General features: G+C 63.0%; 20 protein-coding genes. All 20 read left to right on the top strand.

Features of this window, described 5'->3' with window-relative positions:
- The first annotated feature begins 59 nt into the window (after window positions 1–59).
- The 20 genes from fliE (at window position 60) to flhF (ending at window position 19,453) form a co-directional block, all read left to right on the top strand.
- Window positions 60–392, top strand: a complete 333-nt coding sequence (gene fliE / locus ACYCCG_RS09895) for a flagellar hook-basal body complex protein FliE (RefSeq protein ID WP_176685401.1) — start codon at window positions 60–62, stop codon at window positions 390–392.
- A 15-nt stretch (window positions 393–407) separates the two neighbouring features.
- A complete protein-coding gene (fliF, locus tag ACYCCG_RS09900; RefSeq protein WP_209967371.1) occupies window positions 408–2,186 on the top strand; it encodes a flagellar basal-body MS-ring/collar protein FliF in 1,779 nt (592 codons plus the stop codon).
- On the top strand, window positions 2,179–3,198 hold the full coding sequence (fliG, locus tag ACYCCG_RS09905; protein ID WP_003254434.1) for a flagellar motor switch protein FliG: 1,020 nt from the start codon (window positions 2,179–2,181) through the stop codon (window positions 3,196–3,198). Before fliF ends, fliG begins: the two co-directional genes overlap by 8 nt.
- A gap of 162 nt (window positions 3,199–3,360) precedes the next feature.
- Complete coding sequence (fliH, locus tag ACYCCG_RS09910) at window positions 3,361–4,155, top strand: flagellar assembly protein FliH (RefSeq protein ID WP_339444572.1); 795 nt, start codon at window positions 3,361–3,363, stop codon at window positions 4,153–4,155.
- Window positions 4,145–5,500, top strand: coding sequence for a flagellar protein export ATPase FliI (gene fliI / locus ACYCCG_RS09915; protein WP_103462205.1), 1,356 nt, complete (start codon window positions 4,145–4,147; stop codon window positions 5,498–5,500). Before fliH ends, fliI begins: the two co-directional genes overlap by 11 nt.
- 6 nt (window positions 5,501–5,506) lie before the next feature.
- Window positions 5,507–5,959, top strand: a complete 453-nt coding sequence (gene fliJ, locus ACYCCG_RS09920) for a flagellar export protein FliJ (RefSeq protein WP_103462206.1) — start codon at window positions 5,507–5,509, stop codon at window positions 5,957–5,959.
- Between the two features lie 309 nt (window positions 5,960–6,268).
- Window positions 6,269–6,574, top strand: a complete 306-nt coding sequence (locus ACYCCG_RS09925) for an STAS domain-containing protein (RefSeq protein WP_176685404.1) — start codon at window positions 6,269–6,271, stop codon at window positions 6,572–6,574.
- Window positions 6,575–6,582: 8 nt separating this feature from the next.
- Window positions 6,583–8,274, top strand: coding sequence for a fused response regulator/phosphatase (locus ACYCCG_RS09930; protein WP_459670241.1), 1,692 nt, complete (start codon window positions 6,583–6,585; stop codon window positions 8,272–8,274).
- Window positions 8,275–8,322: 48 nt separating this feature from the next.
- The gene (locus ACYCCG_RS09935; protein ID WP_004577674.1) at window positions 8,323–8,670 is read left to right on the top strand and encodes an Hpt domain-containing protein; all 348 of its coding nucleotides are present in this window, start codon (window positions 8,323–8,325) and stop codon (window positions 8,668–8,670) included.
- Between the two features lie 71 nt (window positions 8,671–8,741).
- A complete protein-coding gene (locus ACYCCG_RS09940) occupies window positions 8,742–10,007 on the top strand; it encodes a flagellar hook-length control protein FliK (RefSeq protein WP_459670244.1) in 1,266 nt (421 codons plus the stop codon).
- Window positions 10,008–10,224: 217 nt separating this feature from the next.
- The gene (gene fliL / locus ACYCCG_RS09945) at window positions 10,225–10,722 is read left to right on the top strand and encodes a flagellar basal body-associated protein FliL (protein ID WP_176685407.1); all 498 of its coding nucleotides are present in this window, start codon (window positions 10,225–10,227) and stop codon (window positions 10,720–10,722) included.
- A 9-nt stretch (window positions 10,723–10,731) separates the two neighbouring features.
- Window positions 10,732–11,700, top strand: a complete 969-nt coding sequence (gene fliM / locus ACYCCG_RS09950; protein WP_021785186.1) for a flagellar motor switch protein FliM — start codon at window positions 10,732–10,734, stop codon at window positions 11,698–11,700.
- Window positions 11,701–11,747: 47 nt separating this feature from the next.
- Entirely contained in the window at window positions 11,748–12,215 is a 468-nt protein-coding gene (gene fliN, locus ACYCCG_RS09955) for a flagellar motor switch protein FliN (protein ID WP_029615633.1), read from the top strand.
- A 12-nt stretch (window positions 12,216–12,227) separates the two neighbouring features.
- Window positions 12,228–12,662, top strand: a complete 435-nt coding sequence (gene fliO, locus ACYCCG_RS09960; RefSeq protein ID WP_176685430.1) for a flagellar biosynthetic protein FliO — start codon at window positions 12,228–12,230, stop codon at window positions 12,660–12,662.
- A complete protein-coding gene (fliP, locus tag ACYCCG_RS09965; RefSeq protein WP_003254415.1) occupies window positions 12,662–13,417 on the top strand; it encodes a flagellar type III secretion system pore protein FliP in 756 nt (251 codons plus the stop codon). Before fliO ends, fliP begins: the two co-directional genes overlap by 1 nt.
- 21 nt (window positions 13,418–13,438) lie before the next feature.
- The gene (gene fliQ, locus ACYCCG_RS09970; RefSeq protein WP_103462211.1) at window positions 13,439–13,708 is read left to right on the top strand and encodes a flagellar biosynthesis protein FliQ; all 270 of its coding nucleotides are present in this window, start codon (window positions 13,439–13,441) and stop codon (window positions 13,706–13,708) included.
- A 7-nt stretch (window positions 13,709–13,715) separates the two neighbouring features.
- A complete protein-coding gene (fliR, locus tag ACYCCG_RS09975) occupies window positions 13,716–14,492 on the top strand; it encodes a flagellar biosynthetic protein FliR (protein WP_209967365.1) in 777 nt (258 codons plus the stop codon).
- Between the two features lie 2 nt (window positions 14,493–14,494).
- On the top strand, window positions 14,495–15,637 hold the full coding sequence (gene flhB, locus ACYCCG_RS09980) for a flagellar biosynthesis protein FlhB (protein ID WP_209967362.1): 1,143 nt from the start codon (window positions 14,495–14,497) through the stop codon (window positions 15,635–15,637).
- A gap of 367 nt (window positions 15,638–16,004) precedes the next feature.
- On the top strand, window positions 16,005–18,134 hold the full coding sequence (gene flhA / locus ACYCCG_RS09985; RefSeq protein WP_252460543.1) for a flagellar biosynthesis protein FlhA: 2,130 nt from the start codon (window positions 16,005–16,007) through the stop codon (window positions 18,132–18,134).
- Window positions 18,135–18,145: 11 nt separating this feature from the next.
- The gene (gene flhF / locus ACYCCG_RS09990; RefSeq protein WP_176685413.1) at window positions 18,146–19,453 is read left to right on the top strand and encodes a flagellar biosynthesis protein FlhF; all 1,308 of its coding nucleotides are present in this window, start codon (window positions 18,146–18,148) and stop codon (window positions 19,451–19,453) included.
- The last annotated feature ends 49 nt before the right edge of the window (window positions 19,454–19,502 follow it).

The following is a 19,502-nucleotide window of genomic DNA, read 5'->3' on the forward strand; positions in this document are numbered from 1 at the left end:
AGGTAGGTCATTCGCCGCATGACTGTCAAAAAAATGCGGCCGCAGGAGAGAGAAGGGTCATGAGCCAAGGTGTTGAATTCAATCGTCTGATGTTGGACATGCGGGCCATGCAGGCCGATGCCATGTCGCTGCCCAAGGCAACCGTTGCCCCAGAGCTGGCGCCGGGGCAAAGTACCTTCGCCGACATGCTCGGCCAGGCCATCGGCAAGGTGCATGAGACGCAGCAGGCCTCGACCCAGCTGGCCAACGCGTTCGAAATCGGCAAGAGCGGCGTCGACCTGACTGACGTGATGATCGCTTCGCAAAAGGCCAGCGTGTCGATGCAAGCCATGACCCAGGTACGCAACAAGCTGGTCCAGGCGTACCAGGACATCATGCAGATGCCGGTTTGAGGACGGATGTAACCCATGGCTGAAGCAGTCGTCGAAAACGCCCCCGCCAAAGCTGGCTCGCCAGCGGCCAAGCCGCCGCTGTTTGGCATGGCGTTTCTGGAAAACATCTCGCAGATGCCCATGCTGCGCCAGATCGGCCTCATGGTCGGCCTGGCGGCCAGCGTGGCCATCGGCTTTGCCGTGGTGCTGTGGTCGCAACAACCCGATTACCGTCCGTTGTACGGCAGCCTGTCGGGCATGGACACCAAGCAGGTCATGGACACCCTGGCCGCTGCTGACATCTCCTATAACGTGGAGCCCAACTCGGGGGCCCTGCTGGTCAAGGCCGACGACCTCTCCCGTGCGCGCCTGAAACTGGCAGCCGCCGGCGTGGCGCCGAGCGACGGCAATGTCGGCTTCGAGCTGCTCGACAAGGAGCAGGGCCTGGGCACCAGCCAGTTCATGGAAACCACTCGCTACCGCCGCAGCCTGGAAGGCGAACTGGCCCGTACCGTTTCCAGCCTCAACAACGTCAAGGCCGCGCGTGTGCACCTGGCCATCCCGAAAAGTTCGGTGTTCGTGCGTGATGAACGCAAGCCCAGCGCCTCGGTACTGGTCGAGCTGTACCCAGGCCGCGCACTGGAAGCCGGGCAGGTGATGGCCATCGTCAACCTGGTCGCCACCAGCGTGCCGGAACTGGACAAGTCCCAGGTCACCGTCGTCGACCAGAAGGGCAACCTGCTGTCCGATCAGATTCAGGATTCCGCGCTGACCCAGGCTGGCAAGCAGTTCGACTACAGTCGCCGGGTGGAAAGCATGCTTACCCAGCGCGTGCACAATATCCTGCAGCCGGTGCTGGGCAACGACCGCTACAAGGCCGAAGTGTCCGCCGACCTCGACTTCAGCGCGGTCGAGTCCACCTCCGAACAGTTCAACCCCGATCAGCCGGCGTTGCGCAGCGAGCAGTCAGTCGACGAACAGCGTGCCAGCAGCCAAGGCCCGCAAGGCGTGCCTGGCGCGCTGAGCAACCAGCCGCCAGGCGCCGCTTCGGCACCGCAGACCACCGGTGGCGCGGCTACCCCGGCTGCTGCCATTCAGCCTGGCCAACCGCTGGTGGATGCCAACGGCCAGCAGATCATGGACCCGGCCACCGGCCAGCCGATGCTCGCGCCGTACCCATCAGACAAACGTCAGCAAAGCACCAAGAACTTCGAGCTGGACCGTTCCATCAGCCACACTCGCCAGCAGCAGGGGCGCATGACCCGTCTGTCGGTAGCGGTGGTGGTGGACGACCAGGTCAAGATCGACCCGGCCACTGGCGATACCACACGTGCGCCATGGGGCGCCGAGGACCTGGCGCGCTTTACCCGCCTGGTGCAGGACGCAGTCGGCTTCGATGCCAGCCGTGGCGACAGCGTGACGGTGATCAACGTGCCGTTCGCCGCCGACCGTGGCGAGGAAATCGCCGACATCGCCTTCTACCAGCAGCCCTGGTTCTGGGATATCGTCAAGCAAGTGCTGGGCGTGGTGTTCATCCTGGTGCTGGTGTTCGGCGTGCTGCGGCCAGTGCTGAACAACATTACCGGGGGCGGCAAGCAGGCTGCCCCGGATAGCGACATGGAGCTGGGCGGCATGATGGGTCTGGATGGCGAACTGGCCAACGACCGCGTCAGCCTGGGTGGCCCGACAAGCATTCTGCTGCCTAGCCCGAGCGAGGGTTACGAGGCACAGCTCAACGCAATCAAAGGCCTGGTGGCCGAAGACCCGGGCCGTGTGGCCCAGGTCGTGAAAGACTGGATCAACGCCGATGAGTGATAACCGAGCCGTTACCGCCAAGCTGAGCCGCGTCGACAAGGCGGCGATCCTCCTGCTCTCGCTGGGCGAGACCGATGCGGCCCAGGTGCTGCGGCACATGGGCCCGAAGGAAGTGCAGCGGGTAGGTGTGGCCATGGCGCAGATGGGCAATGTGCACCGTGACCAGGTCGAACAGGTGATGAGCGAGTTTGTCGACATCGTTGGCGACCAGACCAGCCTGGGTGTCGGGTCTGATGCGTACATCCGCAAGATGCTCAACCAGGCCCTGGGCGAGGACAAGGCCAATGGCCTGGTCGACCGCATCCTGCTCGGCGGCAATACCAGCGGCCTGGACAGCCTCAAGTGGATGGAGCCGCGTGCCGTGGCCGACGTGATCCGCTACGAGCACCCGCAGATCCAGGCCATCGTGGTCGCCTACCTCGACCCGGACCAGGCCGGTGAAGTGCTGAGCAACTTCGACCACAAGGTGCGCCTGGATATCGTCCTGCGCGTGTCATCGCTGAACACCGTGCAGCCGGCGGCGCTGAAGGAGCTGAACCAGATCCTCGAGAAGCAGTTCTCGGGCAACTCCAACGCCGCGCGCACCACCCTGGGTGGTATCAAGCGTGCTGCCGACATCATGAACTTCCTCGACAGCTCGGTGGAAGGCGCACTGATGGACGCGATCCGCGAAATCGACAGCGACCTGTCGGAGCAGATCGAAGACTTGATGTTTGTCTTCAACAACCTGGCCGACGTCGACGACCGAGGCATCCAGGCGCTGTTGCGCGAGGTGTCCTCCGACGTGTTGGTGGTGTCGCTCAAGGGCGCCGACGAGCGGGTCAAGGACAAGATCTTCAAGAACATGTCCAAACGTGCTTCGGAACTGCTGCGTGACGATCTGGAGGCCAAAGGGCCGGTACGGGTCAGCGACGTGGAAACCGCGCAGAAAGAAATCCTCACCATTGCCCGGCGCATGGCCGAGGCCGGCGAGATCGTGCTCGGCGGCAAGGGCGCCGAGGAAATGATCTAAGGTATTCGCGACCCCATAGCCGACGCCGCCTTTTGTAGGCGCGGGTTTACCCGCGAAGGCGTCGGTCCTGGCAATCGAGGTTGTCGCTGCCGACGCATTCGCGGGTGAACCCGCTCCTGCAAGGGACCGTATCGGCCGAACATGGTTTGAGAACATGACAGCATGCCCACCAAAGAACACCACCCCAGCGACCTGATCCGCGCCCGCGACCTCGAGGGCGTGGACGTGTGGACGTTGCCCAGCTTCGACCCGGAACCGGAGCCTGCGCCCGAGCCGGAACCGGAGCCCGAGGTCATCGAGGAAGAAATCGAGGAAGTGCCGCTGGAAGAAGTCCAGCCACTGACCCTGGAAGAGCTCGAAGCCATCCGCCAGGAGGCCTACAACGAGGGTTTCGCCACCGGTGAGCGCGAGGGCTTCCACAGCACCCAGCTCAAGGTCCGGCAGGAGGCTGAAGAGGCCCTGAAGGCCAAGCTGGACAGCCTCGAGCGGCTGATGGCCAACCTGATGGAGCCGATTGCCGAGCAGGACACGCAGATCGAGAAAAGCCTGGTACATCTGATCGCGCACATGACTCGCCAGGTGATCGGCCGCGAGCTGCGCAACGATTCCAGCCAGATCACTCAGGTGCTGCGCGAAGCGCTCAAGCTGCTGCCCATGGGCGCGGACAATATCCGCATCCACCTCAATCCGCAGGATTTCGAGCTGGCCAAAGCCCTGCGCGAACGCCATGAGGAGAACTGGCGGCTGCTGGAAGACAGTGCGCTGCTGCCGGGTGGTTGCCGCATCGAGACGGCCCACAGCCGCATCGATGCCACCATGGAAACGCGTATCGAAAAAGCGGTGGCGCAGCTGTTCGACCAGTTGCATGACCAATCCCTGCACCCGGCGGCGCCAGACATGTCGACAGACCTGGATGCGCCGGTCGAGCGTACCGTGGACAGCCCAGATGCACCTTGAGCGCACCAGCTTCGGCAAGCGCCTGGGCACTTACGCTGAGGCCATCGCGCTGCCGGCCCAGCCCATCGTCGAAGGCCGCTTGCTGCGTATGGTCGGTCTCACCCTGGAAGCCGAAGGCCTGCGCGCTGCAGTGGGCAGCCGTTGCCTGGTGATCAACGACGACAGTTATCACCCGGTGCAGGTCGAGGCCGAAGTCATGGGCTTTGCCGGGCCCAAGGTGTTTCTGATGCCGGTGGGCAGCATCGTCGGCATCGCTCCGGGGGCCCGGGTAGTGCCGTTGGATGACGGTGGCCGCCTGCCCATGGGCATGAGTATGCTGGGGCGGGTGCTCGACGGCGCCGGCCGCGCGCTGGATGGCAAGGGCGGGATGAAGGCCGAGGACTGGGTGCCGATGGACGGCCCGGTGATCAACCCGCTCAACCGCGACCCTATCAGCAAGCCGCTGGATGTGGGTATTCGCAGTATCAACGGCCTGCTTACCGTCGGCCGTGGCCAGCGGCTAGGCCTGTTTGCCGGTACCGGGGTGGGTAAATCGGTGTTGCTGGGCATGATGACCCGCTTCACCGAAGCCGAAATCATCGTGGTCGGCCTGATCGGTGAGCGGGGGCGCGAGGTGAAGGAGTTCATCGAGCATATCCTCGGTGAAGAGGGCCTCAAGCGCTCGGTGGTGGTGGCTTCGCCGGCCGACGATGCGCCACTGATGCGCCTGCGTGCCGCCATGTATTGCACACGCATTGCCGAGTACTTCCGCGACAAAGGCAAGAATGTGCTGTTGCTGATGGACTCGTTGACCCGTTTCGCCCAGGCCCAGCGGGAAATTGCCCTGGCCATCGGCGAGCCGCCGGCCACCCGTGGTTACCCGCCCTCGGTGTTTGCCAAGTTGCCAAAACTGGTCGAGCGGGCAGGCAATGGCGAACCTGGCGGTGGTTCGATCACTGCGTTCTATACCGTACTGTCCGAAGGCGACGACCAGCAAGACCCGATCGCCGACTCGGCGCGGGGCGTGCTAGACGGCCACTTTGTGCTGTCGCGTCGGCTGGCTGAGGAAGGCCATTACCCGGCCATCGACATCGAAGCGTCGATCAGTCGGGTCATGCCCCAAGTGGTCGATGCCGACCACTTGCGCCAGGCGCAGAAGTTCAAGCAACTGTGGTCGCGTCTGTCGCAAAGCCGCGACCTGATCAGCGTGGGTGCCTATGTGGCCGGCGGTGATCCGGAGACCGACCTGGCCATTGCCTTGCAATCGAAGCTGGTGGAGTTCCTGCGCCAGGGCCTGCGCGAGAACGTGGGTATGGCGCAGAGCCGCGAACAGCTGGGGGCGATTTTCACGCCCCCGGCAGGTTGATAAGCCATGGCGCAGCCTGGGCGTGCCGCTCGCCTGGCGCCGGTGGTGGACATGGCCGAAGAGGCCGAGCGCAAGGCGGCTCAGCGCCTTGGCCACTTTCAGCAGCAGGTGGCCACGGCCCAGGCCAAGCTGGCTGAGCTGGAGCGCTTTCGCGAGGATTACCAGCTGCAGTGGATCAACCGCGGCGGGCAAGGGGTCAATGGCAGTTGGCTGGTCAATTACCAGCGTTTTCTCGGGCAGCTGGAAACGGCCATGACCCAGCAGCGCCAGAGCCTGGTCTGGCACCAGAACAACCTCAATAACGCGCGTGGTACCTGGCAGCAGGCCTATGCCCGGGTGGAGGGTTTGCGCAAGCTGGTGCAGCGCTACCAGGACGAGGCCCGGCGCGCTGAAGACAAGCGTGAGCAGCGCTTGCTGGATGAGCTGTCGCAGCGCCTGCCGCGGCAAAACCATCTATAGGTGTTCGCCCGCAGGCCTTGCAGCGGAATAATTGGCCCGAAACAAATGAGAGGTCTTGCCCGCGAATGCGGTGGCGGCTGCGACGGTGTATGACCGGGTATATTGGCTGGCAGGTCCGGCCTATTCGCGGGTGAACCCGCTCCTACCACGGTATGGGGCGACACCACCGATTGATGTAGGAGCGGGTTTACCCGCGAAGAGGCCGGTACAGGCCATCAAAGCCATGAGCCTGCATCCGCTTGCCACCCCCACCTTCGCCTGCTAAACCTTAAAGCAGTTGCATCCGCCATCATCGAAGGAATCGCTAGCATGGCAGTCGAGACTGATTTTTCGCAGGACGGGAAAAAGCTGACCATCAAGATCAAGGGGCGCTTCGATTTCGGCAAGCATCAGGAGTTTCGCGAAGCGTACGAACGCCAGCCCGGGCGGCCGGATTCGGTGGTCGTCGACCTGAAGGATACCACCTACCTCGACAGCTCCGCGCTTGGCATGCTGCTGTTGCTGCGCGACCACGCGGGCGGTGATGAGTCGGACGTGCGGGTGGTGCATGCCAGCTCCGACGTGCGCAAGATTCTCGCCATCTCCAATTTCGAAAAACTCTTCGATATCAGTTGAGCGCCGACATGCCGGCCGAACAGGCGTTGACCGTGCTGGTCGCCGAAGACAGTGCTGTCGATCGCCTGCTGCTTTCGCAGATCGTGCGCCGCCAGGGGCATCAGGTATTCACTGCGGAGAACGGCGAGCAAGCGGTAGCGCTGTTCATCGAACGGCGCCCTCAACTGGTGCTGCTGGACGCCCTGATGCCGGTCATGGATGGCTTCGAGGCGGCGCGGCAGATCAAGGCATTGGCTGGCGAGGCGCTGGTGCCGATCATTTTCCTGACTTCGCTGAATGAAGAGGAAGGCCTGGTGCGTTGCCTTGAGGCGGGGGGCGATGATTTCATGGCCAAGCCCTACAGCGCGGTGATCCTCGCTGCCAAGATCCGCGCCATGGACCGTCTGCGCCGGTTACAGGCTACCGTGCTGGCGCAGCGCGACCAGATCACACGGCATCACCATCACCTGCTTAACGAGCAGCGGGTGGCCAAGGCGGTGTTCGACAAAGTGGCCCACTCTGGATGCCTTTCTGCGCCCAACATTCGCTACCTGCAATCGCCTTACGCGCTGTTCAATGGCGACCTGATGCTGGCGGCATTTACCCCGGCCGGCGACATGCGTGTGCTGCTCGGCGATTTCACCGGTCACGGCCTGCCGGCCGCGGTCGGCACCTTGCCGATGGCTGAGGTGTTCTACGGCATGACCGCCAAGGGCCACGGCATGGCGCAGATCCTGCGCGAGATGAATGCCAAGCTCAAGCGCATCCTGCCGGTAGACATGTTCTGCTGTGCGCTGCTGCTCAACCTCAGCATGCAGCGCGGCACGGTGGAGGTGTGGAATGGCGGTATGCCCGATGGGTATCGCCTGTCGGTGGATGGCCAGGTGCTGTCGGTACTGAGTTCGCGGCACCTGCCGCTGGGCATTCTGGCCGCTGAGCGCTTCGATGACAGCACTGAGGTGTTGCCGCTGGCACCGGACGAGCGCCTGTTGCTGCTGTCGGATGGTGTGCTCGATACCGCCGACGACCAGGAACGCCTGTTTGGCGTGCAGCGCCTGCGAGCGGTACTGGCCGACAACCGCGACCCTGTGCAGTTGTTCGACGAGCTGATGCTGGCCCTGGAGCGTTTTGGGGGGCAGCCACGCGATGACATCAGCTTGTGCGACATTCGCATGTTCACTGCCGAGGAGCGGGTGTCAGCACCGATGATCTACTCTGACAGCGGTCGTTCCAGCCCGTTGGACTGGTCGCTGGGCTTCGAGGTGCGTGGCGAAAGCCTCAAGCGCTTCAACCCTGTGCCGTACCTGGTGCAGTTATTGCAAGAAATTCATGGCCTGCGCGCACGTACGGGCAACCTGCACAGTGTGCTTAGCGAGTTGTATTCCAATGCGCTGGAGCATGGTGTGCTGGGCCTGGACTCGCAGCTCAAGCGCGATGTGCAAGGCTTTACCGACTATTACCAGGAGCGCGCCCGGCGCCTGGGCTCGCTGACCGAAGGCTTTGTAAGCATCGATTTCAAGGTTGAACCGTATGGCGGCGGTGGGCGTCTGATGATCGAGGTGCGCGACAGCGGTGCCGGCTTTGACGTGCAGCGAGTGCTGGCGCGGCCTTCGCCGGATCAGGGGCTGAGCGGTCGCGGTCTGAATCTGGTGAGGCAGTTGGCCAGTGATACGCACTGGAGTGAGGGCGGGCGTTGCGCGCATGTGGAGTTCGTATGGTGAGCCGCTGGTTGGCTCGGGCATAATCTGGCTTGATCAAGGAGTGAACAAGTGACCGACATGCATATTGACCACAAGGTACTCAGTGACCTGCGTGAGGTCATGGAAGATGGCTACCTGCAGTTGGTGCAGACTTTTCTCGATGACTCGGAGCGGCGTCTTGGGCAGTTGCATGCGGCCAAAAGCGCCGAGGAGCTTGGCGCGGCGGCTCACAGTTTCAAGGGCAGCAGCAGCAACATGGGCGCTGTGGCCTTGGCCAGCCTGTGTCAACAGCTCGAAGAGCGCGCGCGGCGGCCCCCGTTGTACGGTATTGAAGACTTGATCAGCCGCATCGACATGGAGTTCGTCGTGGTGCAGCACTTTTACCGTGGTGAGCAGCAGCGTATTTCCGCAGGTTGATACGTGAGTTGGCGCGAGTCTTGCCTGTCTCTGTCTCGATGATTTTTTGTTTCTGGCGCGGAGACCGCTCGATGCCTGTCGCACCTAACCCATTGTTGCAAGCCAATGCCCTCGGCAAAACCACGCGTTCGGCCACCGTGCAGGCGGACAAGCCGCTGCAGGCGCAGGGCGACAAGGGCGATGCCTTTGGCCAGATGATGGCCAGGCAGGGCCGCGACAAGGTTGTAGGGCAGGATGACAAGGTCGCTCCGGCCAAGCCCAAGGACAAGCCTGATGCGGCAACGGGCGGCAAGAAAGACCCGGCTGGCAAGGCTGCAGTTGCCGATGACGGCAACAAGTTGCCAGAAGGCGATTCGGCCCAGGCCGATGCGGGTGTGCGCGACGCCAGCCTGGTGGCTGGTCAGGTCACCGATGCCCAGCCTGGCGCGCAACTGATCCAGGCGCAGGCCGAGGCGGTGGCGCCAGTGCTTCAGGCGGCCACGGCGCAAAGCCAGGTTGCTGCGGCATTGCCTGAAGAGCCGTCTGCCGAGGAGGCCTTCGACCCGGATGCTGACCCCCTGGCCAACTTGCCGACCCTGCGCTTGGCGCTGGAGCACAGTGCCCAGGCCAAAGGTGGCACCTCGGCACATGCCCTTGATGCTGCCCAGGCTCAGGGCGAGGAAGGGCGGGCAGCCGTCAATACCTTGGCGAATCTGGTCGAGAATGCCGATGGCGAAAGCGCCGAGTCCGGTGACAAGGCCTTTGGCGCCTTGCTTGAAGACGGCCTTAAGGACACCAAGAGTGCCAGCAGCGACACCCGCGTCGATGATTTTGCCAACCGCCTGGCCAACCTGACCCAGGCGGCCACGGCCAAGACCGCCAACGCCGTGCCGGCCAATGCGAGCCCGTTGCATCAGCCATTGCCGATGAACCAGAACGCTTGGGCCGAGGGCCTGGTCAACCGGGTCATGTACCTGTCCAGCCAGAACCTCAAGTCAGCTGATATCCAGCTGGAGCCGGCAGAACTCGGTCGCCTCGACATTCGCGTCAATGTTGCGGCGGATCAGGCCACCCAGGTTACCTTCATCAGCGGCCACGCCGGCGTACGTGATGCCCTCGACAGCCAGGTGCACCGCTTGCGCGAACTGTTTGCCCAGCAGGGGTTGGCGCAGCCGGATGTCAACGTCGCTGACCAGTCGCGCGAGCAGCAACAGCAGCAGGGGCAGGCGCAGGGCGGCAACCTGTCCGGGGTGGCGGCGCGCCGGGCCGAGCAGGGTGGGTCCGAGGCGGTCGACAGCGCCCGGCCTTTGGAGCAGCAGGTGGTTATCGGCGACAGTGCGGTCGATTACTACGCCTGATAACTGTTGGCCTGGGCTGGCTTCTTCGCGGGCACGCCCGCTTCCACAGGCATTTCGTTGATTTCGAACCCTGTGCGGTACCTGTGGGAGCGGGCGTGCCCGCGAAGAAGCCAGCACCGCAAACCTGCTGGAATCCATCCACTGCAAAATCTGGCATAACACTTGCTCAAGCCAAGCCATCCTCCCTTGAACCCCCGATGGACGACGGATTATTGGCATGGCGAAGAGCGAAGCAGTCAAAGACCCCGCCACTAAAGGCAAACTCAAGCTGATCCTGTTGGCCGTGGTAGGCCTGTTGCTGGCGATCGGCCTTTCGGTGGGCGCTACCTGGTTCATCATGCACAAGAGCGAGCCGGCTCCGGCCACCGAGGCTGCGGCCAGCAACGTCAAGCCAGCGGCGATCTACGAAGCGCTGACCCCGGCTTTCGTGGTCAACTTCAACCAGAACGGCCGTCAGCGCTACATGCAACTGAGCATCACCCTGCAGGCGCGTAACCAGGCCGACCTGGATGCGCTCAAGGTGCACATGCCGGTTATCCGCAACAACCTGGTGATGATGTTCTCCGGGCAAGGGTTCGACGCCCTGGCCAGCAGCCCGGTAGGGCAGGAGATGTTGCGCCAGAAGGCCACTGCGGTGGTCCAGGAAGTGGCGCAGAAGGAAGTCGGCAAGCCGGTCGTTGACCAGTTGCTGTTCACCAATTTCGTATTGCAGTAGGAGTCCGCAATGGCCGTACAGGACCTGCTGTCCCAGGATGAAATTGATGCCCTGTTGCACGGCGTCGACGACGGTCTGGTGCAGACCGAGAGCGCATCCGAGCCTGGCAGCATCAAAAGCTACGACCTGACCAGCCAGGATCGGATCGTACGGGGTCGCATGCCGACCCTGGAAATGATCAACGAACGCTTCGCCCGCTACACCCGTATCAGCATGTTCAACCTGCTACGCCGCTCCGCAGATGTGGCCGTGGGTGGTGTGCAGGTAATGAAGTTCGGTGAATACGTGCACTCGCTGTACGTACCCACCAGCCTCAACCTGGTCAAGATCAAGCCGCTACGCGGCACCTCGCTGTTCATCCTCGACGCCAAGCTGGTGTTCAAGCTGGTGGACAACTTCTTTGGCGGCGATGGCCGCCACGCCAAGATCGAGGGGCGCGAGTTCACCCCGACCGAACTGCGCGTGGTGCGCATGGTGCTGGACCAGTGTTTCGTCGACCTCAAGGAAGCCTGGCAGGCGATCATGCCGGTCACCTTCGAGTACATGAACTCCGAGGTCAACCCGGCCATGGCCAACATCGTCGGCCCCAGCGAGGCGGTGGTGGTGTCCACCTTCCACATCGAACTGGACGGCGGTGGTGGCGATCTGCATGTGACCATGCCGTACTCGATGATCGAGCCGGTGCGGGAAATGCTCGATGCCGGTTTCCAGTCGGATCTGGACGACCAGGACGAGCGCTGGGTCAAGGCCCTGCGCGAGGACGTGCTGGACGTGGCCGTGCCGATGAGCGCCACGGTCGCCCGGCGCCAACTGAAGTTGCGCGACATCTTGCACATGCAGCCGGGTGACGTGATTCCGGTCGAGCTGCCTGAGCACCTGGTGCTGCGCGCTAACGGGGTGCCCGCGTTCAAGGCGCGGCTGGGCTCGCACAAGGGCAACCTGGCCCTGCAGATCATCGACCCGATCGAACGCCGCTGACGGTGTGCCGGTCGCTTACAACGAATTGAATGCCTGTCGAGGAAATCATGGCTAACGAAAACGAGATCACCTCCCCAGAGGACCAGGCACTGGCCGATGAGTGGGCCGCAGCGTTGGAGGAAACCGGTTCAGCCGGCCAGGCCGACATCGATGCGCTGCTGGGCGGGGATACCGGCAGCAGCAGCGGCCCGGGCCGCCTGCCGATGGAAGAATTCGCCAGCTCGCCGAAGCCGAACGAAAATGTCAGCCTCGAAGGCCCGAATCTGGACGTGATCCTGGACATTCCGGTGAACATTTCCATGGAGGTGGGCAGCACCGAGATCAACATCCGCAACCTGCTGCAGCTCAACCAGGGCTCGGTGATCGAGCTCGACCGCCTGGCCGGCGAGCCGCTGGACGTGCTGGTCAACGGCACGCTGATCGCCCATGGCGAAGTGGTCGTGGTCAACGAAAAGTTCGGCATCCGCCTGACCGACGTGATCAGCCCCAGCGAACGTATCAAGAAGCTGCGCTGAGTGAAAGGCACGATGCGCGCCATCGCCGCAGTCGCGGCGCTGTTCGCCAGCCACGCCTGCCTGGCCGCGGCCACGCCAGCGGCCACCCCGGCGGCTCAACCGGGCAGTCTCGGCGGGCAGCTGGCGCAGATGGTCTTGGGCCTGCTGCTGGTGGTGGGCCTGATCTTCTTCCTGGCCTGGCTGCTTCGGCGCCTGCAGAGCACCGCAGTGAAGGGTGGGCAGGTGATCGAGATCGTCGGCAGCCGTGCCATCGGCCCGCGTGACCGCCTGCTGCTGGTGCAGGTAGGCAAGGAGCAGATCCTGATCGGCCATACCCCCGGCAGTATCGAGGCCCTGCACGTACTGGCCGAACCCGTGGAAGTGCCGGCAAGTGTCCGTCAGGCGACGCCGGAGTTTGCCCAGCGGCTGATGGAGCTGATGGGCAAGGACCCTAAGGACAACAAGTGATGAGCGGCGCGCTGCGTACGTTGTTGACTCTGGCGCTGCTGTTGGCTGCGCCGCTGGCTCTGGCCGCCGACCCGCTGTCGATACCGGCCATTACCCTGTCCAACACCCCGGACGGGCAGCAGGAATATTCGGTCAGTCTGCAAATCCTGCTGATCATGACCGCGCTGAGCTTCATTCCGGCGTTCGTCATCCTGATGACCAGCTTTACCCGCATCATCATCGTGTTCTCGATCCTGCGTCAGGCCCTGGGCCTGCAGCAGACACCGTCCAACCAGCTGTTGACCGGCATGGCGCTGTTCCTGACCATGTTCATCATGGCGCCGGTGTTCGATCGGGTGAACCAGGACGCGCTGCAACCGTACCTGAAGGAGCAGATGACTGCCCAGCAGGCGATCGACAAGGCTCAGGGGCCGCTCAAGGACTTCATGCTGGCGCAAACCCGGCAAAGCGACCTTGACCTGTTCATGCGCCTGTCCAAGCGTACCGACATCGCTGGCCCCGACCAGGTGCCGCTGACGATCCTGGTGCCAGCGTTTGTTACTTCCGAGCTGAAGACGGCGTTCCAGATCGGTTTCATGATCTTCATCCCGTTCCTGATCATCGACATGGTCGTGGCCAGTGTGCTGATGGCCATGGGTATGATGATGCTTTCGCCGCTGATCATCTCGCTACCGTTCAAGATCATGCTGTTCGTGCTGGTCGATGGCTGGGCGTTGATCATGGGTACCCTGGCCAGCAGTTTCGGCGGCGTCTGACGCCGTCAAGGAGAGCCGCCGATGACACCTGAAGTCGCTGTCGACCTGTTTCGTGATGCCCTGTGGCTGACCACCCTCATGGTCGCCGTGCTGGTGGTGCCGAGCCTGTTGGTGGGCCTGGTGGTGGCGATGTTCCAGGCTGCCACGCAGATCAACGAACAGACCTTGAGCTTTTTGCCGCGCCTGCTGGTGATGCTGATCACACTGATCGTCGCCGGGCCTTGGCTGGTGCAGAAGTTCATGGAGTACTTCACCACCCTTTACACCAACATCCCGCAGCTCATTGGTTGACGCGGCGATGCTGGAGCTGACCGACACGCAGATTGGCACCTGGGTCGCCACCTTCATCCTGCCGTTGTTCAGGGTGACTGCGGTGCTGATGACCATGCCGATCTTCGGTACCCGCATGTTGCCGGCGCGGATTCGCCTGTACGTCGCGGTGGCGGTAACCGTGGTAATCGTGCCGGCATTGCCGCCACTGCCCGAGTTCGACCCGTTGAGCCTGCGCGGTATGCTGCTGTGTGCCGAGCAGATCATCGTCGGCGTGCTGTTTGGCCTGGCCTTGCAGTTGCTGTTTCAGGCTTTCGTGGTGGCCGGGCAAATCGTCGCGGTACAGATGGGCATGGCGTTCGCCTCGATGGTCGACCCCGCCAATGGTGTCAACGTCACGGTAATCAGCCAGTTCATGACCATGCTGGTGAGTGTGCTGTTCCTGTTGATGAACGGCCACCTGGTGGTGTTCGAGGTGCTGACCGAAAGTTTTACCACCCTGCCGGTGGGGAGTGCGCTGGTGGTCAACCACTTCTGGGAGCTGGCCGGGCGCATGGGCTGGGTGTTCGGTGCCGGCCTGCTGTTGATTCTGCCGGTGATCGCTGCGCTGCTGGTGGTGAACATCGCCTTTGGCGTAATGACCCGCGCTGCGCCGCAGCTGAACATTTTTTCTATCGGCTTCCCGCTGACCTTGGTCATGGGCATGTTCATCTTCTGGGTCGGCCTGGCCGATGTCCTGTCCCACTATCAGGCATTGGCCAGCGAAACGCTGCAATGGCTGCGTGAACTGGCGAGGGCGCGCTGAGCATGGCAGAAAGCGAGAGCGGGCAGGACAAGACAGAAGAACCCACCGAAAAGCGCAAGCGCGACGCCCGCGAGAAGGGCGAGGTCGCCCGCTCCAAGGAGCTGAACACGGTGGCGGTGACCCTGGCGGGCGCCGGTGGCCTGCTGGCGTTCGGTGGCCACGTGGCCGAGACGTTGCTGGCGTTGATGCGCATGAACTTCAGTTTGACCCGCGACATCATCGTCGATGAGCGGGCCATGGGCGCCTTCCTGCTGGCCTCGGGCAAGATGGCCATCTGGGCGGTGCAGCCGGTGCTGATCCTGCTGTTCGTGATTTCCTTCGTGGCGCCCATCGCGCTCAGCGGTTTCCTGTTCTCGGGCAGCTTGCTGCAGCCAAAATTCAGCCGCATGAACCCGCTGTCGGGGATCAAGCGCATGTTCTCGATGAATGCCTTGACTGAACTGCTCAAGGCGCTGGCCAAGTTCTTCGTGATTCTGGTGGTGGCGGTGCTGGTGCTGTCCAGCGACCGCCAGGCCTTGCTGTCGATTGCCAATGAGCCGCTGGAGCAGGCGATCATCCACAGCTTGCAGGTGGTGGGCTGGAGTGCCTTGTGGATGTCAGCCGGGCTGTTGCTGATTGCCGCAGCAGATGTGCCGTTCCAGCTGTACCAGACGCACAAGAAAATGAAGATGACCAAGCAGGAAGTGCGCGACGAGTACAAGGACAGCGAGGGCAAGCCCGAAGTCAAGCAGCGTATTCGCCAGCTGCAGCGCGAGGTGTCGCAGCGGCGCATGATGGCGGCGGTGCCGGATGCCGACGTGATCATCACCAACCCGACGCATTATGCGGTGGCGTTGCAGTACGACCCGGAGAAGGGCGGTGCGGCGCCGTTGCTGCTGGCCAAGGGTAGCGATTTCATGGCGTTGAAAATTCGTGAAATTGGCGTAGAGCACAACATCCAGATCCTCGAATCGCCGGCGCTGGCGCGGGCGATTTATTACTCCACCGAACTCGAGCAGGAAATCCCCGCGGGCTTGTACCTGGCGGTGGCCCAGGTGTTGGCGTATGTGTTCCAGATCCGGCAGTACCGGGCTGGCAAGGGCAAGCGGCCGGAGCCGCTGAAAGACGACCTGCCGATCCCGCCGGATTTGCGGCGTGACAGTTGACCTTGTGTCACGGCTTCAGGCCATTTCGCGGGCGGACCTGTTCCTACACGGTGGTGGACACATGTCGGTGGTTGGGCGCAGGCCGTCGTAGGAGCGGGTTCACCCGCGAAAGGGCCGTTCCTGCTGGCCAATTTCCACCCGCCGTTCACCGTCGCCGCCGCCACCGTATTCGCGGGTAAACCCGCTCCTACCACGGTGGTGGGCGCAGGTCGGTGGTTGGGCACAGGCCGTCGTAGGAGCGGGTTTACCCGCGAAAGGGCCGGTACCAGCAACATAAATCCCTCGCCATGCAAAGTTGGAAAGCTTCTTGCAAAGCCACGCCCAGGCGCCCCCTGGGCGTCAAAGTTTTGCATCAAGAGGACTCGCGGTGGATCGCACTCAGTTAATCAGCAACGCCCGTAACAACCTGGCCGGGCTCGGCCGGGGCAACCTGGGTGTGCCGCTGTTGCTGCTGGTGATGTTGGCAATGATGATGTTGCCGATACCGCCGTTCCTGCTCGACGTGTTCTTCACCTTCAACATCGCCCTGTCGATCGTGGTGCTGCTGGTCTGTGTATACGCCCTGCGCCCCCTCGACTTTGCTGCGTTCCCGACCATTTTGCTGGTGGCCACGTTGTTGCGCCTGGCCCTGAACGTGGCGTCCACCCGTGTGGTCATGCTGCATGGTCAGGAGGGCCATGGCGCTGCCGGTAAAGTGATCCAGGCCTTCGGTGAGGTGGTGATCGGTGGTAACTACGTGGTCGGTGCCGTGGTGTTCGCCATCCTCATGATCATCAACTTCGTGGTGGTGACCAAGGGTGCCGGGCGTATCTCGGAAGTGAGTGCGCGTTTCACCCTCGACGCCATGCCTGGCAAGCAGATGGCCATCGACGCCGACCTCAATGCCGGCCTGATCGACCAGGCCCAGGCCAAGCACCGCCGTGCCGAGGTGGCGCAGGAGGCCGAGTTCTACGGTTCTATGGACGGTGCCAGCAAGTTCGTGCGCGGTGATGCCATCGCCGGCTTGCTGATCCTGTTCATCAACCTGATCGGCGGCATATTGATCGGCATGATGCAGCACGGCATGAGTTTCACGGAGGCCGGCAAGGTGTACGCCTTGCTGACCATCGGTGACGGTTTGGTGGCGCAATTGCCATCACTGCTGTTGTCCACTGCCGCCGCGATCATGGTGACCCGCGCGTCGGGCTCCGAGGACATGGGCAAGCTGATCAATCGGCAGATGTTCGATTCGCCCAAGGCTCTTGCGGTGTCTGGCGGGTTGATGATTGTCATGGGGCTGGTGCCGGGCATGCCGCACGTGGCGTTCCTAAGCCTCGGCCTGCTGGCCGGTGGCGGCGCCTACCTGGTGTGGAAGAAACAGCAACAGGTCAAGGTCAAGGCCCTGGAAGAGGCGCAGCGCCAGCAGGACCTGCTGCCCTCGCCACAGCGCGCGCTGGAAACCAAGGAGCTGGGTTGGGACGACGTCACCCCCATCGACATGATCGGCCTGGAAGTCGGCTATCGGCTGATCCCGCTGGTCGACCGCAACCAGGGCGGCCAGTTGCTGGCGCGGATCAAGGGCGTGCGCAAGAAGCTGTCGCAGGACCTGGGTTTCCTGATGCCCACCGTGCACATTCGGGACAACCTCGACCTGCAACCCAGCGCCTATCGCCTGACCCTGATGGGGGTGATTCTGGCCGAGGCGGAGATCTATCCGGACCGCGAGCTGGCGATCAACCCGGGGCAGGTGTTCGGCACCCTCAATGGTATTGCCGCGCGCGACCCGGCGTTTGGCCTGGAGGCGGTGTGGATCGACGTTGGCCAGCGCTCGCAGGCGCAGTCGCTGGGCTACACCGTGGTCGATGCAAGCACCGTGGTGGCCACCCACCTCAACCAGATCCTGCAGAAACATTGCCACGAACTGATCGGCCACGAAGAGGTTCAGCAACTGTTGCAAGTACTTGCCAAGGCATCGCCTAAACTTGCAGAAGAGCTGGTGCCGGGTGTCATTTCCTTGTCGGGGCTGCTCAAGGTGCTGCAAGCACTGTTGTCTGAACAGGTGCCAGTGCGCGATATTCGCAGTATTGCCGAGGCCATCGCGAACAATGCCGGCAAGAGTCAAGATACCGCCGCGCTGGTGGCGGCGGTGCGCGTCGGATTGTGTCGCGCCATCGTGCAAAGCATTGTCGGCGTTGAGTCGGAGCTGCCAGTGATTACCCTGGAGCCAAGGTTGGAACAGATTTTGCTGAATAGTCTGCAAAGGGCTGGGCAGGGTCAGGAAGACGGTGTTCTTCTGGAGCCAAGCATGGCCGAGAAACTGCAACGTTCGCTGATCGAGGCGGCCCAGCGCCAGGAAATGCAGGGTCAGCCGGCCATTCTGCTGGTCGCCGGCCCGATCCGCGCCATGTTGTCGCGTTTCGGTCGCCTGGCTGTACCGAATTTGCATGTTCTGGCGTATCAGGAAATACCTGACAACAAGCAAGTCACCATCGTTGCCACCGTGGGCCCTAACGGCTGAGGTAGGGGATAATGCAAGTTAAGCGATTTTTCGCCGCCGATATGCGTCAGGCCATGAAGCTGGTTCGTGACGAGCTGGGCGCCGATGCCGCGATCATTGGCAACCGCCGCATTGCCGGTGGTGTCGAACTGACGGCCGCGCTGGACTACAAGCTGTCCGCCCTGGCCCCGCGTGTGCCCAACGCCGAGCTGGAACAAGAGCTGCGCAAGACCCATACGCGCATTGCCAGTGCCCAGGCCGAGCTGGACCAGCGTCAGGACAGCAGCGACAACAACCGCCAATTGTTCGCCGGGCAATCTTTGACCGCTGCCGAACCGTTGGTCGAGCCGCACGCCGATATCCCTGAGGCAGCCGCCGCACCGGTTGCTGCACCGGTTGATCCGCGCCTGTTCGATGCCATGCGTTCCGAACTGTCGGGCCTGCGCGAGTTGCTGGAAGTGCAACTCGGTTCACTGGCCTGGAATCAGCTGCAGGGCAGCAAGCCGCAGCAGGCCAACCTTTGGCGCCGCCTGCAGCGCATCGGCCTGTCGGGGCCGATTGCCCGCGAGTTGCTGGACCTGACCGCCGAGATCGAAGAGCCGCGCCAGGCCTGGCGCATGCTGCTGGCTCACTTGGCGCGGATGATCGAAATACCTGAAGTCGAGCCGATCGAAGAGGGCGGCGTGATCGCCGTGGTGGGCCCGGCGGGCATGGGCAAGACCACCACCCTGGCCAAGCTGGCCGCGCGCTACGTGCTCAAGTACGGCGCGCAGAACCTGGCGCTGGTGAGCATGGACAGCTTCCGTATCGGCGCCCAGGAGCAGCTCAAGACCCTGGGCCGCATCCTCAACGTGCCGGTGACTTACGTCGACCCGGGCCAGTCGCTGGCAGCAGCGCTGGAGCCGCTGCTGCGCAAGCGCGTGGTGCTGATCGATACTGCCGGCCTGCAGGCCAGCGACCCTGCGCTGCGCATGCAACTGGAAACCCTGGCCGGGCGTGGCATTGCCGCGAAGAACTACCTGGTGCTGGCCACCACCAGCCAGAAGCAGGTGCTGACCGCCGCCTACCACAGCTACAAGCGCTGTGGCCTGGCCGGTTGCATCCTGACCAAGCTCGATGAAACGGCAAGCCTTGGCGATGTGTTGAGCCTTGCCATCAGTCATGAACTGCCAGTGGCCTATCTTACCGATGGCCCACGCATTCCTGACGACCTGCACCTGCCGCGGGGCCACCAGTTGGTCACGCGGGCCGTGAATGTGCAGCAGCAGGACGAGCCCAGCGAAGAGGCCATGGCCGACATGTTCGCTGATCTCTATCACAACCCACGGCGAGCGGGTTGACCATGAAGCGTGTGCAAAGTCGCTATGCCAAGGGGCACGCAGAATTGCC

The sequence above is a fragment of the Pseudomonas sp. VEM90 genome, from assembly GCF_054611535.1.

Bases quoted from the DNA above. Each gene is read 5' to 3' on its own strand.
- fliE (WP_176685401.1), top strand. From the start codon at position 60: ATGAGCCAAGGTGTTGAATTCAATCGTCTGATGTTGGACATGCGGGCC.
- fliF (WP_209967371.1), top strand. From the start codon at position 408: ATGGCTGAAGCAGTCGTCGAAAACGCCCCCGCCAAAGCTGGCTCGCCA.
- fliG (WP_003254434.1), top strand. From the start codon at position 2,179: ATGAGTGATAACCGAGCCGTTACCGCCAAGCTGAGCCGCGTCGACAAG.
- fliH (WP_339444572.1), top strand. From the start codon at position 3,361: ATGCCCACCAAAGAACACCACCCCAGCGACCTGATCCGCGCCCGCGAC.
- fliI (WP_103462205.1), top strand. From the start codon at position 4,145: ATGCACCTTGAGCGCACCAGCTTCGGCAAGCGCCTGGGCACTTACGCT.
- fliJ (WP_103462206.1), top strand. From the start codon at position 5,507: ATGGCGCAGCCTGGGCGTGCCGCTCGCCTGGCGCCGGTGGTGGACATG.
- ACYCCG_RS09925 (WP_176685404.1), top strand. From the start codon at position 6,269: ATGGCAGTCGAGACTGATTTTTCGCAGGACGGGAAAAAGCTGACCATC.
- ACYCCG_RS09930 (WP_459670241.1), top strand. From the start codon at position 6,583: ATGCCGGCCGAACAGGCGTTGACCGTGCTGGTCGCCGAAGACAGTGCT.
- ACYCCG_RS09940 (WP_459670244.1), top strand. From the start codon at position 8,742: ATGCCTGTCGCACCTAACCCATTGTTGCAAGCCAATGCCCTCGGCAAA.
- fliL (WP_176685407.1), top strand. From the start codon at position 10,225: ATGGCGAAGAGCGAAGCAGTCAAAGACCCCGCCACTAAAGGCAAACTC.
- fliM (WP_021785186.1), top strand. From the start codon at position 10,732: ATGGCCGTACAGGACCTGCTGTCCCAGGATGAAATTGATGCCCTGTTG.
- fliN (WP_029615633.1), top strand. From the start codon at position 11,748: ATGGCTAACGAAAACGAGATCACCTCCCCAGAGGACCAGGCACTGGCC.
- fliO (WP_176685430.1), top strand. From the start codon at position 12,228: ATGCGCGCCATCGCCGCAGTCGCGGCGCTGTTCGCCAGCCACGCCTGC.
- fliP (WP_003254415.1), top strand. From the start codon at position 12,662: ATGAGCGGCGCGCTGCGTACGTTGTTGACTCTGGCGCTGCTGTTGGCT.
- fliQ (WP_103462211.1), top strand. From the start codon at position 13,439: ATGACACCTGAAGTCGCTGTCGACCTGTTTCGTGATGCCCTGTGGCTG.
- fliR (WP_209967365.1), top strand. From the start codon at position 13,716: ATGCTGGAGCTGACCGACACGCAGATTGGCACCTGGGTCGCCACCTTC.
- flhB (WP_209967362.1), top strand. From the start codon at position 14,495: ATGGCAGAAAGCGAGAGCGGGCAGGACAAGACAGAAGAACCCACCGAA.
- flhF (WP_176685413.1), top strand. From the start codon at position 18,146: ATGCAAGTTAAGCGATTTTTCGCCGCCGATATGCGTCAGGCCATGAAG.